This is a genomic window from Nocardioides daphniae, assembly GCF_004777465.1.
GTDB classification, from domain to species: domain Bacteria; phylum Actinomycetota; class Actinomycetes; order Propionibacteriales; family Nocardioidaceae; genus Nocardioides; species Nocardioides daphniae.
Genome location: NZ_CP038462.1, coordinates 3,088,056 through 3,100,234, shown reverse-complemented (window position 1 = coordinate 3,100,234; position 12,179 = coordinate 3,088,056). Strand labels below are relative to the sequence as shown.

General features: G+C 71.4%; 16 protein-coding genes, 3 tRNA genes and 2 pseudogenes. 14 read left to right on the top strand and 7 right to left on the bottom strand.

What is annotated here, in order from left to right; genetic code table 11:
• The first annotated feature begins 58 nt into the window (after positions 1 to 58).
• From E2C04_RS18860 to E2C04_RS21145, 3 genes and pseudogenes are all read left to right on the top strand, one after another.
• Positions 59 to 205, top strand: coding sequence for a hypothetical protein (locus tag E2C04_RS18860; protein ID WP_202977813.1), 147 nt, complete (start codon positions 59 to 61; stop codon positions 203 to 205).
• Positions 198 to 404: pseudogene (locus tag E2C04_RS22165) on the top strand (LrgB family protein); the annotation flags it as partial. The gene E2C04_RS18860 and the pseudogene E2C04_RS22165, both read left to right, overlap by 8 nt.
• A 169-nt stretch (positions 405 to 573) precedes the next feature.
• Positions 574 to 897 carry an LrgB family protein gene (locus tag E2C04_RS21145; protein WP_202977812.1) on the top strand — a complete coding sequence of 108 codons (324 nt, stop codon included), beginning with the start codon at positions 574 to 576 and terminating at the stop codon, positions 895 to 897.
• 4 nt (positions 898 to 901) lie between these two features.
• On the opposite strand, the gene E2C04_RS15265 is transcribed toward E2C04_RS21145, so the two are convergent.
• Both E2C04_RS15265 and E2C04_RS15260 read right to left on the bottom strand, forming a co-directional pair.
• Positions 902 to 1,165, bottom strand: coding sequence for an HNH endonuclease signature motif containing protein (locus E2C04_RS15265; RefSeq protein ID WP_135833247.1), 264 nt, complete (start codon positions 1,163 to 1,165; stop codon positions 902 to 904).
• Positions 1,162 to 2,265: a DUF222 domain-containing protein gene (locus E2C04_RS15260; RefSeq protein WP_135833246.1), complete on the bottom strand. Its 1,104-nt coding sequence runs from the start codon at positions 2,263 to 2,265 to the stop codon at positions 1,162 to 1,164. Before E2C04_RS15260 ends, E2C04_RS15265 begins: the two co-directional genes overlap by 4 nt.
• A gap of 330 nt (positions 2,266 to 2,595) precedes the next feature.
• Between E2C04_RS15260 and E2C04_RS21140 the strand changes: the two genes are divergently transcribed.
• The 8 genes and pseudogenes from E2C04_RS21140 (at position 2,596) to E2C04_RS15225 (ending at position 6,485) form a co-directional block, all read left to right on the top strand.
• Positions 2,596 to 3,336, top strand: a complete 741-nt coding sequence (locus tag E2C04_RS21140) for an amidase family protein (protein WP_275106520.1) — start codon at positions 2,596 to 2,598, stop codon at positions 3,334 to 3,336.
• Positions 3,333 to 3,995: an amidase family protein gene (locus tag E2C04_RS21135; protein WP_275106519.1), complete on the top strand. Its 663-nt coding sequence runs from the start codon at positions 3,333 to 3,335 to the stop codon at positions 3,993 to 3,995. The genes E2C04_RS21140 and E2C04_RS21135 overlap by 4 nt, the downstream gene beginning before the upstream one ends.
• Positions 3,996 to 4,078: 83 nt before the next feature.
• Positions 4,079 to 4,151, top strand: a tRNA-Thr gene (locus tag E2C04_RS15250).
• Positions 4,152 to 4,196: 45 nt separating this feature from the next.
• Positions 4,197 to 4,270 (top strand) — tRNA-Met (locus E2C04_RS15245).
• A 71-nt stretch (positions 4,271 to 4,341) separates the two neighbouring features.
• Positions 4,342 to 4,512 (top strand): 50S ribosomal protein L33, encoded by a 171-nt coding sequence (gene rpmG, locus E2C04_RS15240; RefSeq protein WP_135833245.1) that lies wholly within the window; start codon positions 4,342 to 4,344, stop codon positions 4,510 to 4,512.
• Between the two features lie 67 nt (positions 4,513 to 4,579).
• Entirely contained in the window at positions 4,580 to 4,990 is a 411-nt protein-coding gene (locus tag E2C04_RS15235) for an FAS1-like dehydratase domain-containing protein (RefSeq protein WP_135833244.1), read from the top strand.
• Positions 4,987 to 5,439, top strand: coding sequence for a MaoC/PaaZ C-terminal domain-containing protein (locus tag E2C04_RS15230; RefSeq protein ID WP_135833243.1), 453 nt, complete (start codon positions 4,987 to 4,989; stop codon positions 5,437 to 5,439). Before E2C04_RS15235 ends, E2C04_RS15230 begins: the two co-directional genes overlap by 4 nt.
• Positions 5,432 to 6,485: pseudogene (locus E2C04_RS15225) on the top strand (UDP-N-acetylmuramate dehydrogenase). Before E2C04_RS15230 ends, E2C04_RS15225 begins: the two are co-directional and overlap by 8 nt.
• A gap of 12 nt (positions 6,486 to 6,497) precedes the next feature.
• On the opposite strand, the gene E2C04_RS15220 reads toward E2C04_RS15225, so the two are convergent.
• The 5 genes from E2C04_RS15220 to E2C04_RS15200 form a co-directional block, all read right to left on the bottom strand.
• Complete coding sequence (locus E2C04_RS15220; protein WP_135833242.1) at positions 6,498 to 7,181, bottom strand: alpha/beta fold hydrolase; 684 nt, start codon at positions 7,179 to 7,181, stop codon at positions 6,498 to 6,500.
• Positions 7,182 to 7,264: 83 nt separating this feature from the next.
• A complete protein-coding gene (locus E2C04_RS18280; protein ID WP_188421677.1) occupies positions 7,265 to 7,669 on the bottom strand; it encodes a DUF4190 domain-containing protein in 405 nt (134 codons plus the stop codon).
• A gap of 126 nt (positions 7,670 to 7,795) precedes the next feature.
• Positions 7,796 to 8,359 carry a DUF4190 domain-containing protein gene (locus tag E2C04_RS15210; RefSeq protein ID WP_135833241.1) on the bottom strand — a complete coding sequence of 188 codons (564 nt, stop codon included), beginning with the start codon at positions 8,357 to 8,359 and terminating at the stop codon, positions 7,796 to 7,798.
• Positions 8,356 to 9,411: an adenosine deaminase gene (locus E2C04_RS15205; protein ID WP_135833240.1), complete on the bottom strand. Its 1,056-nt coding sequence runs from the start codon at positions 9,409 to 9,411 to the stop codon at positions 8,356 to 8,358. The genes E2C04_RS15210 and E2C04_RS15205 overlap by 4 nt, the downstream gene beginning before the upstream one ends.
• Positions 9,412 to 9,497: 86 nt before the next feature.
• The gene (locus tag E2C04_RS15200) at positions 9,498 to 10,730 is read right to left on the bottom strand and encodes a pyridoxal phosphate-dependent aminotransferase (RefSeq protein WP_135833239.1); all 1,233 of its coding nucleotides are present in this window, start codon (positions 10,728 to 10,730) and stop codon (positions 9,498 to 9,500) included.
• A 120-nt stretch (positions 10,731 to 10,850) separates the two neighbouring features.
• On the opposite strand from E2C04_RS15200, the gene E2C04_RS15195 reads away from it, so the two are divergent.
• From E2C04_RS15195 to nusG, 3 genes are all read left to right on the top strand, one after another.
• Positions 10,851 to 10,923: transfer RNA gene (locus tag E2C04_RS15195), tRNA-Trp, on the top strand.
• A 63-nt stretch (positions 10,924 to 10,986) separates the two neighbouring features.
• Complete coding sequence (secE, locus tag E2C04_RS15190; protein WP_135833238.1) at positions 10,987 to 11,241, top strand: preprotein translocase subunit SecE; 255 nt, start codon at positions 10,987 to 10,989, stop codon at positions 11,239 to 11,241.
• Between the two features lie 60 nt (positions 11,242 to 11,301).
• Positions 11,302 to 12,102 carry a transcription termination/antitermination protein NusG gene (gene nusG, locus E2C04_RS15185; protein WP_135833237.1) on the top strand — a complete coding sequence of 267 codons (801 nt, stop codon included), beginning with the start codon at positions 11,302 to 11,304 and terminating at the stop codon, positions 12,100 to 12,102.
• Positions 12,103 to 12,179: the final 77 nt, after the last annotated feature.

The following is a 12,179-nucleotide window of genomic DNA, read 5'->3' as shown; positions in this document are numbered from 1 at the left end:
CCGGGGTGGGGATCGTGACCCACCTCGCCGTGCTGCGCACCGAGGCGCTCCCGATCGGGTGTCGCTGGTGGTGTCGTGGCTGGTGGCGCTGGCCCTGGTCGGCTGGATCGTCCAGGGCTTCGGTCGTCACCACCCGGAGCCCGGCGTCGAGGGCGGCGTCGAGGGCGACGGTGACGGCGCGGCGGCGGGAGGTCGCGATGCGTGAGGCACTGACCTCGCCGGCCGCGCTGGTGCTGCTCACGCTGCTGAGCTATCGCCTCGGGCTGTGGCTGCGTCATCGGACCCAGGGCCACCCGGCTGCGCAGCCCGTGGTCGTCGGGATCGCAGGCACGGCGCTCGGCATCACGCTGCTCGACGTCGACTACGCGGCGTACGCCGACGCAGCCACCCTGGTCAGCTTCTGGCTGGGCCCGGCCACGGTGGCGCTCGCGGTGCCGCTGCACCGGCAGGTGCGGCGGATGCGCGGGTGGTCGGACCGATGCTGGTGGCGATCCCGCTCGGCGCTGCGGTCTCGATCGCGACCGCGTACGCCTTGGTGCTGCTCCTCGGGGCAGCGAGACGCTGGCGCTGACGATGGCGCCGAAGGCAACGACCACCCCGGTCTCCATCGCGCTGGCCGAGCAGGTGGGTGGGTTGGCGCCGCTGACCGCCGTGGTGACGATCACCGCGGGCATCCTCGGCGCGGTGCTGGGGCCGACGGTGCTGACGCTGCTGAGGGTGCGGGACCACCGAGCGCGTGGCCTCGCGATGGGCGCGGTCTCGCACGGCATCGGCACCTCGCGCTCGCTGGTGGAGGACGAGACCGAGGGCGCCTTCGCCGGGCTGTCCATGGGTCTCACTGCCCTGGCGACCAGCGTGCTGCTGCCGCTGGTGCTGTGGCTCGTCGGCCTGGTCTGACCAGTCAGGGGTCGCCGAGCGTGACGGTCGGGCCGCCGGTGACGAGGAAGGTCTCGCCGTGGGGTCCGGTCCAGAGGTGGTCGGGAGGATGGCCCGGCCTGTTGTTCGGATCTCCGGGTGGGTCAGCTGCGGGATCGGTCAGCACGACGTAGCGCCAGCGGCCGTCGGTCTTGGCGCGGTGGTGGCGTCGGCACAGGGGCGCCAGGTTGTCCGGCGTCGTGCCGGGCTTGGCCGGGCCAGACGGGGCGTCGGGGTCCCACGGGATCACGTGGTCAAGGTCGCCGGATCTGGCGTCGCGACCACAGAACGGGAAGACGCAGCCGCGGTGCCGCAGGACCACGTGCTCGCGCATCCGGGTGGCGGGTCGTGCCGCGGGCTCCACGGGGCGTCGGCCAGGTCGAGGACCGGGGTGACCGTCACCCTCGTGACCCCGGACCACTGCTTGAGGAGGTCGCTGGTGATCGGGCCGAGCCGCTCCACCTCGGCGACCGCGGTGTCGTCCGACCCGCTACCCGCGGCCAGCGTGGCCAGGTCGGCCAGGGAGGCGTGGACGTACAGCTTGAGTGCCTGCCTCGGTCGTCCGCGACCGGTCTTGGACGCAGCGGCGTCGGCGGCGGCGAACCCGAACGCGAGCTGGTCGACACCTTCGCGAGCGAGCGAGAGCAGTGCCTTCACCCGCCGCGCCCCGACTGTGTCGGCGTCCCCGGCGCCAGCCAGGGCATCGGCGTCGGCGCTGATCCGGTCCATCACCTCACCAAGGGCCACGGTGTCACCGACAGCGGTCAGCTGGCTGGTCCCGGCCCAGCCACGCGGGTGAGTCAGGTCGACGTCCCACTTCGCCCGCTCGGCGGCTTCCTTCTCCTTCTGGCCTGCGGGGTCGACGCGGGCCACCGCGAGCGCGATCAACCGGTCCAACGCCGCCGCGCCGATCGAGCCAGCGGCGCCGATCATCTGCCGGTCGACCCACCGTGCTGCCTCCAGCGACAACGACCGGGTGGCGGTCGCGATCCGGCGGGCCTTCCACACGGCGACCTCGAGGGCCTGGACCTGGTCCCACAGCCGCGGCAACCGGTGCACCAGATCCACCGTGTCAGCCAGCAACGACTGCGCAGCTGCCGGCGAGACCCGCAGCACCCCCGCCAACGGCTCCGCGGTGAAGGCCGCCACCCCCGGCGTACCCGCACCGCCCGGGAACTCATCGGCCGACAGCACCCCGCCTTCACCGAGCGCGGGGTGGCTGACCACCCACGCGTAGACCAGCTCAAGCTCCTCGGCCTCCGCGGCCGCGATCAGCTGCCGGTGCGCACCCAGCTCACGCAGCAGCTCGGCGGCAGTGGCCGAGTCGGCGGGGCGGGTGGTGGCTTCCATGGGTCAACCCAACCAGTGGCCGCCGACAGTTTTGATCGCGCAACGGGTGCTGCTTCACCAGGTTCGGCATTGATCAGCGGTTGGAGCCCACAGCCGCCTTGTCGCTCCCCCGGATGATCCAGTCGACGTGGTCGGCGACCTCGTCCCCGCCCGTCACGTCGAGCTGCTGCGGGCCTCCAGATGTCGCGGCGACGGGCTCGTGGGGGATTCTCGGACGCGACGGCAGCTGCGTACATGGGTCGACCGTGGCCCAGCATGTCGACCGCTGAGGCGATCCAGCGCGTCCGCGACTCCTTCCCGTCAGGTCACCTGACTCACTAGGGTGCCGGGATGGAGCCCATCCACGCCTTCACCGACGACGCCCTCGGCACCGACGACGCGGTCGGACTGGTCACGCGCCTGCAGCGTGGCGAGGTCTCGTCCAGCGAGCTCGTCGAGGCAGCGATCGCCCGCATCGAGTCCGTCGACGCCGAGCTCGGCGCCGTCGCGGTCCGCGACTACGGCCGCGCCCGGGTCCGCGCCCAGGGCGCGCAGCGCGGCTGGTTCGCCGGCCTCCCCATGGTCCTCAAGGACAACGTCGACGTCCGCGGCCTGCCGACCCAGGAGGGCACCGACGCCTTCGTCGCCAAGCCCAGCCCGGTCAACGGCGACGTCGCCCGCCTCTTCCACCGCCTCGGCGCGGTCAACCTGGCCAAGACCCGGCTCTCCGAGTTCGGATTCTCCGGCGCCTGCGACCACCCGCGCCAGGGCCCCGTCCGCAACCCGTGGCACCGCGACCACTACGCGGGCGCCTCCTCCTCGGGCGCGGGCGCCCTGGTCGCCACCGGGGCGGTCCCGCTGGCCCACGGCAACGACGGGGGTGGCTCGATCCGCATCCCGGCCGCCGTCAACGGCCTGGTCGGCCTCAAGCCCACCCGCGGGCGCGTGCCCTCCGACGCCATGACCCGCCAGATGCCCGTACGCATCGTGGCCGACGGCGTCCTCACCCGCTCGGTCCGCGACACCGCCGCCTTCCTGCGGGAGGCGGAGAAGGTCTACCGCGACCCGCGGCTGGCCCGGTCGGCGACGTGACCCGCCCGATCGACCGGCCGCTGCGGATCGCCGTCGTCACCGCCGGCATCGGCCGCGAGGCCACCCCCGAGGTGCGCCGCCTCACCCTCGAGACCGCCGCCCACCTCGAGGCCCTGGGGCACCACGTCGAGGAGGTCGACCCGCCGGTCCCGGACTGGTTCGCCGACGCCTTCCTCCTCTACTGGTCGATGCTCGCGATGTACCTGGTGCGCACCGGGCCGCGCGCCCGCGGCACCTCGTGGGACTCGACCAAGCTCGACAATCTCACCCTCGGCCTGGCGCGGCACTGCCGCCGCAACATCGCCAAGTTGCCCGGCGCCATCGCCGCCATGGGCGCCTCGCAGCAGGCCTCCAAGCGCCACTTCGCTGCGTACGACGTCACGCTCACGCCCACGCTGGCCACCGAGACGCCCACGGTCGGCCACCTCGACCCGACGCGTCCCTACGAGGAGGTCATCGACCGGCTCATGGACTGGGTGGCCTTCACGCCGCTGCAGAACGCGACCGGCGACCCGGCCGTCAGCCTCCCGCTGGCGACCACTGCCGCGGGGCTCCCGCAGGGGATGCAGCTGTGCGGAGGGTGGGGCCAGGAGGCCCTCCTGCTGCAGCTCGCGCTGCAGCTCGAGGAGGCTCGTCCGTGGCCCCGGATGGGCGCCTGACCAGCGGCGACGACACCCGCGGGTCCGGCAGGTGGGGGGCGATTTTGCACGGTGCAAGGACCTGTGTAATCTTCTTCCTCGTTGCCCCTTTAGCTCAGTCGGCAGAGCGTCTCCATGGTAAGGAGAAGGTCTACGGTTCGATTCCGTAAAGGGGCTTGGGAAAGAGTTGGCCGCCCCTCACGGGGGCGGCGCTCTCCCGGTGGCGGGGTAGCTCAGGTGGTTAGAGCACACGACTCATAATCGTGGTGTCGCGGGTTCGAGTCCCGCCCTCGCTACGAAGCCTGATCTCCATCAAGCCGGTAGCATCGGCAAAGGCATCACACCAGCATTCGACTAAGGACTTCCCGTGGCCAGCAAGAGCTCTGACGTTCGCCCCAAGATCACCCTTGCGTGCGTGGACTGCAAGGACCGCAACTACATCACCAAGAAGAACCGTCGGAACGACCCCGACCGTATGGAGATGAACAAGTTCTGCCCGCGCTGCCGCAAGCACACCGCGCACCGCGAGACCCGCTGACGCGAACAGACTTTCCGCACAGACCCGCCCGACGCGCTCGGGTGGGTCTGTCGCTATTTTGGAACACATGACTCTCGACTCCTCGCTCGTCGGGCGGACCTTCCCGCCGACAGCCGAGCACCACGTCACGCCTGAGTCGATCGCGGCCTTCGCCGCCGCGGCCGGGGGAGCCCCTGCCGAGGTGGCACCGCCGACCTACCCGATCGTCCTGGCGTTCGAGGCGATGCAGACGTTCCTCGACGCCGAGCAGGTCCCGCTGCACCGGATCGTCCACGGCGAGCAGCGCTTCACGTACGCCCGCCCGATCGTCGCCGGCGACACCCTGGTCGCGACGCTCGAGGTCGCGCGGCTGCGCCAGATCGGCGGCAACGACATCATCGGCACCCTGAGCACCGTCACCGACGCCGCGGGCGAGCTCGTCTGCACCGCGACCGCCACCCTGGTGCACCGCGGCGAGGCCACCGAGGAGGACGCATGAGCGCCGACCAGCCCCTCCTGCCGGCCGAGGGCGCCGAGCTCGGGCCGCGTACGTTCGCCATCACCCGCGCCGACCTGGTCGCCTACGCCGAGGCGAGCGGCGACCACAACCCGATCCACCAGGACGAGGCCGTCGCCCACTCCGTCGGACTGCCCGGCGTGATCGCCCACGGCATGTACACGATGGCGCTGATGGCCCGCGCCGTCACCGACTGGTTCCCCGGCGCCGAGGTCCGCGAGATCGGCTCGAAGTTCACCGACCCCGTCGTCGTCCCCGCCGAGGGCGCGGTCGGCGTCGAGGTCTCCGCCTCCGTGAAGAGCGTCACCGAGGAGGACGGCCGCGACGTCGTCAGCCTGGCCCTGCTGGTCACCAGCGGCGGCGCCAAGGTGCTCGGCATGCCGAAGGCCGTCGTCGTGCTGCCCGGCGACGCGCAGGAGTCCGGTGCCTGAGGTGCGCCTGGCCGACCTGACCACGCTCCGTCTGGGCGGTCCCGCCGCCGACCTGGTCGAGGCCACGACGGAGGCCGAGCTGGTTGCTGCCGTCGCCGAGGCCGACGAGCGCGGCATCCCGGTCCTGCTCGTCGCCGGCGGCTCCAACCTGGTCGTCTCCGACGCCGGCTTCGCGGGCCGCGTCGTGCGGATCGCCACCCGGGGCATCTCCGCCGACGTCGAGCCCCACGACGCCTCCTGCGGTGGCGCGGTGCTCAAGGTCGCCGCCGGCGAGGTCTGGGACGACCTGGTCGCGCACGCCGTCGCCTCGGGCTGGAGCGGCGTCGAGGCGCTCTCCGGCATCCCCGGCTCGGTCGGTGCCACGCCGGTGCAGAACGTGGGCGCCTACGGCCAGGAGGTCGCCCAGACCATCGCCCAGATGCGCACCTACGACCGCGTCGAGAAGCGCCAGCGCACCTTCTCCGCCGCCGACTGCGGCTTCTCCTACCGGCACAGCCGCTTCAAGGCAGAGCCCGACCGCCACCTCATCCTCGAGGTCACCTTCCAGCTGCCGACGGCGTCGCTCTCCGCGCCGGTCGCCTACGCCGAGCTCGCCCGCACCCTCGGCGTCGACGTCGGCGAGCGGGCCCCGGCCGCCGACGTACGCCGTGCCGTGCTCGCGCTGCGCGCCGGCAAGGGGATGGTGCTGGACGCGGCCGACCACGACACGTGGAGCGCCGGCTCGTTCTTCACCAACCCGCTGCTGAGCGCCGAGCAGGCCGCGGCGCTGCCCGAGGGGGCGCCCCGCTTCGCGCAGCCGGACGGCTCGGTGAAGTCGAGCGCGGCCTGGTTGATCGAGCACGCCGGCTTCGCCAAGGGGTTCAGCCCGGCGGAGGTCGAGGGCCGCGTCAGCCTCTCCACCAAGCACACCGCTCGCCCTGACCAACCGGGGCGGTGCGACGGCCGACGACCTGCTCACCCTGGCGCGCACCGTGCGTGACGGCGTCGAGCGGGCCTTCGGCGTACGCCTCGTCAACGAGCCGGTGCTCGTCGGCCTGACGCTCTGAGCCGAGCCGACTTCAGCGGTGCGTGAGCCCGTCCACCAGGTCGGCCAGCACCTGGGGAGCGGAGTACATCGGCCAGTGGCCGCTGTCGATGTCGACGTAGTCGAGCCGCTGGGCGGCCGCCGCCTCCGGCACCTCGCCCGCCTCGACCCACGAGCGGGCCTGGTCGGGGGTGTACTCCGGGCAGACCAGCGTGAGCGGGACGCCGTGGCGCCGCTCGTCGCGGTAGCGGACCTCGGCCGAGGTGACGGCGTGCGGCACCGGGTGCATGCCGGAGGCGATCCGGGCGCGGGCCTGCGCGTCGAGGTCGACCGTGTCCGGTCCCTCGAAGGGTTCCCACCCGGGGAAGGCGACCTTGCCGCGCTTCGCCGGGAAGAAGTCGGCGTACGTCGTGCCGTCGGTCGCCGGGAAGCCGCCGACGAGTGCGACGGCGGCGACCTGGTCGGGGCGTCGGTCAGCAGCCAGCCACGCCAGCGTGCTGGCGGCGGAGTGTCCGACGACGAGCGGGGGAGCCTCGGCCGACTCGACCGCCGCGACCACCGCGTCGACCTGGTCGTCGAGCGTCGCGTCCGGGTGGTCGTCCCCCTGCCCGGGCAAGGTCAGCGCGCTGACCTGGTGGCCACGGGTGGTGAGCTGGGCGGTGACGGCGTCCCAGGCCGAGGCGTCGAGCCACAGACCCGGGACGAGGACGATGTCCATCGTGGGGGTCGTCCCTCCTGGTCGGGGATGGTTCTTCGACCCTAGGGGGAGACGCGGCCGGTCGGCCAGAGGGCTGGTTTGACCTACTGGACGCCGGACCAGTCCTCCGGGCTGCTCGGGGTGCTCGAGCTGTCCAGCCCCATGGAGGCACCGAAGGCGAAGAGGAGCATCACGGCCAGGAAGGTGAGCACGATGATCGCCGTGCCGATGATGCCGAGGATCTTGCCCGCCTTGATGGAGCCGGCGTTGCTGTAGCGGCCCGGGTAGGCCTTGACGTCGTTGTCGGCGCTGGCGCCCATGACCCAGGCGACCGGCGCCAGGAAGCCGCAGCAGACGAGGCCGAGGATGCCCAGCACGAGGACGGTGGTGCCCCGCGGGTGGGCGACCGGTCCGCCGCCGAGCCCGCCGACGGCGTAGGGGTCGTAGCCCGGCTGCTGGCCGTGGCCGGGGTCGCCGTACGGGTTGGGCGGGGTGCTCGGGTCGCTCACGGAGTTCCTCTCGTCTGCTCGGTCGGGACCATGGTGGTGCACGCCGGCGACGCGTGGAGGCAGAACGGCGAAGCCGGTGGGCACCGGCTCGCCGAGGCTGCGGCCGTCGTCCGACGGCCGCAGGGCTCAGTAGCCGTCGTAGTAGACGCTCTCCGACGAACCGACCGAGACCGCGAAGGCGATGAACGCGATGATGGCGATGATCCCCAGGACCAGGATGACCGAGCCGATGATGCCCATGATCTGGCCGGCGCGCGCCTGGTCGCGGCCGCCGAGCTGGCCGTTGGAGGCGTCGATCTCCTTGACCGCCTTGCTGCCCATGACCCAGGCGAAGGGGGAGAGGACGAGGCCGATGCCGCAGGCGATCACCAGGCTGCCGAGGCCGATGATGCCGAGCACCATCGACGTGGTGGCCGACGGGTGGTTGGGCTTGGCCGGCGCGAGGCCGCCCTGGCCGTAGCCCTGCGGGTATCCCTGACCGTACGCCGGCTGCTGCTGCCCGTACCCGGGCTGCTGCCCGTACGACGGCTGCTGGCCGTAGCCAGACTGCTGCTGGCCGTAGGGCGACTGCTGGCCGTAGGGCTGCTGGTCGTACGGGTTCTGCGCCGGGGGAGTGCCGTAGGGGTTCTCCTGGCCGGAGGGGTTGGTGGGGTCGGGCTGCTCACCGTAGGGGTTGCTGGGGTCGCTCATGATTTCCTCTCCGTGGTGCGGCCCTCGCCGCTGCTGTCGGCCTCGCTCAACCAGAGGTCGATCTCGGCGAGTACGGAGTCTCTCACCGAGTTCGGCGCGCGGGACGCCCGCACCGACATTCGGGCGAGCTCGGCGAGCTGGTCGTCCTCGAGGTCGTGCGCGGCACGCATGGTCGCGTACTGCCCGGCCAGCTGCGACCCGAAGAGCAGCGGGTCGTCGGCGCCCAGCGCCACCGTGGCCCCGGCCTCGAGCAGCTGGGGCAGTGGCACCGAGCTCAGGTCGGGGTAGACGCCCAGCGCCACGTTGGAGACGGGGCAGACCTCGAGGGCGATCCCGGCCTGCACGATCCGGTCGAGCACCTGCGGGTCCTCCGAGGAGCGGACGCCGTGGCCCAGGCGTGTGGGCCCCAACGAGTCGAGGCACGTACGCACGTGGCTCGGCCCGAGCAGCTCGCCGCCGTGCGGCACCAGCGCGAGGTCGGCGCGTCGGGCGATCTCGAAGGCACCGCGGAACTCGTCCGTCCGGCCGCGGCGCTCGTCGTTGGAGAGACCGAAGCCCACCACGCCCCGTCCGGCGTACTGCGCGGCGAGGCGGGCCAGCGTACGGGCGTCGAGCGGGTGGCGGGTGCGGTTGGCCGCGATCACCACCGCCATCCCCAGCCCGGTCTCGCGCGACGCGTCCTCGACCGCGTCGAGCACCAGGTCGGTGAAGGCGGTGATGCCGCCGAAGCGTGCCGCGTAGCCGCTCGGGTCGACCTGGATCTCCAGCCAGCGCCCGCCGTCACGGACGTCGTCCTCGGCGGCCTCGCGCACCAGGCGTCGTACGTCGCCCTCCGTGCGCAGCACCGAGCGGGCCACGTCGTAGAGGCGCTGGAAGCGGAACCAGCCCTTCTCGTCGGCCGCGGAGAGCTGCGGGGGCCAGTCCTCGACCAGTGACTCCGGGAGCGTGATGCCGTCGCGCTCCGCGAGCTCGAGCAGGGTGGCGTGACGCATCGAGCCGGTGAAGTGGAGGTGCAGGTGCGCCTTGGGAAGCGCGCGGATGTCACGAGCCATGGCCAGACGCTACATGCGTCCGGAAACGCCGCAGGGGCGCCCCGGGTGGGACGCCCCTGCGGGAGGCAGCCGAGGCTGCCGGTGGCTCAGGAGAAGAGCTTCTGGATGCGGGTGATGCCCTCGACCAGGTCGTCGTCGCCCAGGGCGTACGAGAGGCGCAGGTAGCCGGGCGAGCCGAACGCCTCGCCGGGGACGACCGCGACCTCGGCCTTCTCGAGGATGTACTCGGCCAGGTCGGCCGAGGAGTCGATGACCTTGCCGTCGTAGGTCTTGCCGAGCAGGCCCTTCACCGACGGGTAGGCGTAGAAGGCGCCCAGCGGCGTGGGGCAGTAGATGCCCTCGACCTGGTTGAGCATCTCGACGATCTTCTTGCGGCGGCGGTCGAAGGCCACCTTCATCTCGTCGACGGCGGCGAGGTCGCCGGAGACCGCGGCGATCGCGGCGCGCTGCGACACGTTGGCCACGTTGGAGGTGGCGTGCGACTGCAGGTTGCCGGCGGCCTTGATGAGGTCGGTCGGGCCGATGATCCAGCCCACCCGCCAGCCGGTCATCGCGTAGGTCTTGGCGACACCGTTGACGACCACGCAGTTGTCGGCGAGGAAGGGGCAGAGCACGGGCAGCGAGCCCGTCTCGACGTCGTCGTAGACCAGGTGCTCGTAGATCTCGTCGGTCAGCACCCAGAGGTTGTTGTCCTCGACCCACTGGCCGATCGCGCGGATCTCGTCGGCGGTGTAGACCGCGCCGGTGGGGTTGGAGGGGGAGACGAAGAGCAGGACCTTCGTACGCTCGGTGCGCGCCGCCTCGAGCTGCTCGACGGTGACCTTGTAGTCCTGCGTCTCGTCGGCGAGGACCTCCACCGGCACGCCGCCGGCCAGGGCGATCGCCTCGGGGTAGGTGGTCCAGTAGGGGGCCGGGACGATGACCTCGTCACCCGGGTCGAGCATCGCGGCGAAGGCCTCGTAGATCGCCTGCTTGCCGCCGTTGGTGACGAGCACCTGGGCGGGGGTGACCTCGTAGCCGGAGTCGCGCTTCGTCTTCTCCACGATGGCCTGCTTGAGCTCGGGCAGGCCGCCCGCGGGGGTGTAGCGGTGGTTCTTCGGGTCGCGGCACGCGTCGACCGCGGCGTCGACGATGTACGACGGGGTCGGGAAGTCGGGCTCGCCGGCGCCGAAGCCGATCACCGGACGTCCCTCGGCCTTGAGCGCCTTGGCCTTGGCATCCACCTTCAGCGTCGCGGACTCGGCGATCGCGGCGATCCGGGTGGAGACGCGCTTGTCACGAGGGGTGCTGGCGGGGTTGGGGGAGGAAGTCTCGGTCATGGACACATCGTAGGGCGTTTGGACGAGACCCGAGCAGCCCCGTACACTCTCCGACTGGTGGTTCTCCCACATGCTGATCCCTGCCCCTCAACCGGCAGGAATGAGCGGGGGATCCGTCGGAGGGCACTAGCTCAACTGGCAGAGCATCGGTCTCCAAAACCGAAGGTTGGGGGTTCAAGTCCCTCGTGCCCTGCAACAGCAGGACTTGTCCGAGGCAGGAAACTCGTAGCACCAGCATCGAAACGTCATCGAAACCATGGAGGGCAACGTGTCGGACGCCAAGGCTCACGAGCCTCGCGCTGAGAAGGGCACGAGCCGCACCAACCCGGTGACGTTCCTGCGCCAGGTGATCGCAGAACTGCGCAAGGTCGTCTGGCCGACGCAGAAGCAGCTCGTGACGTACTTCATCGTCGTGATGGTCTTCGTCGTCGTGATGATGACCCTCGTCTCGCTCATGGACCTCGGGTTCGGACGTCTGGTCTTCTGGGCCTTCACCGGCGGCACCAACTGACCGAGGCCTGGCAGCCTGAGCGCGACCAGCAACCAGTGAAACCAAGTGACGGAGCAGCACGTGTCTGAGCACAACGACTCGCCGGAGCCGACCGAGGCCGACCTCGAGGCGACCGAGTCCATCGACGACGAGGCCACCGAGGGCGGTGACGACGTCGACGTCGACGTGACCGACGAGGTCGCGACCGACGAGGAGACCGACACCGACGACGAGTCCGCCGAGGAGCCGGCCGAGGAGGTCGACGCGCTCGAGGCGTTCCGTCGTGAGCTGTGGGCCAAGCCCGGTGACTGGTACGTCATCCACACCTACTCCGGCATGGAGAAGCGTGTGAAGGCGAACCTCGAGAACCGCATCCAGGCCCTCGACATGGGTGAGTACATCCACGAGATCGTCGTGCCGACCGAGGAGGTCGCCGAGATCAAGAACGGCCAGCGCAAGATGGTCACCCGCACCGTCCTGCCCGGCTACGTCCTGGTCCGCATGGACCTCACCGACGAGTCCTGGTCGGCCGTGCGCCACACCCCGTCGGTGACCGGCTTCGTCGGCAACGCGCACAACCCGGTCCCGCTCTCCATGAGCGAGGTCGAGTCGATGCTCGCCCCGAGCGCCGTCGCCGTGGCCGAGGCCGAGGCCGAGGCCGCCTCGTCCAAGTCGTCGGGCAGCGCCGCCGCGAAGAAGCCGGTCGAGGTCGCCGACTTCGACGTCAACGACTCCGTGATGGTGGTCGACGGTCCGTTCGCCACGCTGCACGCGACCATCACCGAGATCAACGGTGAGTCCCAGAGGGTCAAGGCCCTCGTCGAGATCTTCGGCCGGGAGACCCCGGTCGAGCTGAGCTTCAGCCAGATCCAGCGGGTCTGAGGCAACCAGCGCCGCCGGCCGTGCGGCAGTCGTCGAATTCCTCCCTCCGGGGTGGAAATGCGAGACTGTCCGACGGT

Excerpts from the sequence above, each read along its gene's own strand:
- E2C04_RS21145 (WP_202977812.1), top strand. The coding sequence starts at position 574 with ATGGCGCCGAAGGCAACGACCACCCCGGTCTCCATCGCGCTGGCCGAG.
- E2C04_RS15235 (WP_135833244.1), top strand. The coding sequence starts at position 4,580 with ATGACTCTCGACTCCTCGCTCGTCGGGCGGACCTTCCCGCCGACAGCC.
- E2C04_RS15220 (WP_135833242.1), bottom strand. The coding sequence starts at position 7,181 with ATGGACATCGTCCTCGTCCCGGGTCTGTGGCTCGACGCCTCGGCCTGG.
- E2C04_RS15260 (WP_135833246.1), bottom strand. The coding sequence starts at position 2,265 with ATGGAAGCCACCACCCGCCCCGCCGACTCGGCCACTGCCGCCGAGCTG.
- E2C04_RS21140 (WP_275106520.1), top strand. The coding sequence starts at position 2,596 with ATGGAGCCCATCCACGCCTTCACCGACGACGCCCTCGGCACCGACGAC.
- secE (WP_135833238.1), top strand. The coding sequence starts at position 10,987 with ATGGAGGGCAACGTGTCGGACGCCAAGGCTCACGAGCCTCGCGCTGAG.
- E2C04_RS15205 (WP_135833240.1), bottom strand. The coding sequence starts at position 9,411 with ATGGCTCGTGACATCCGCGCGCTTCCCAAGGCGCACCTGCACCTCCAC.
- E2C04_RS15210 (WP_135833241.1), bottom strand. The coding sequence starts at position 8,359 with ATGAGCGACCCCAGCAACCCCTACGGTGAGCAGCCCGACCCCACCAAC.
- E2C04_RS15200 (WP_135833239.1), bottom strand. The coding sequence starts at position 10,730 with ATGACCGAGACTTCCTCCCCCAACCCCGCCAGCACCCCTCGTGACAAG.
- E2C04_RS15230 (WP_135833243.1), top strand. The coding sequence starts at position 4,987 with ATGAGCGCCGACCAGCCCCTCCTGCCGGCCGAGGGCGCCGAGCTCGGG.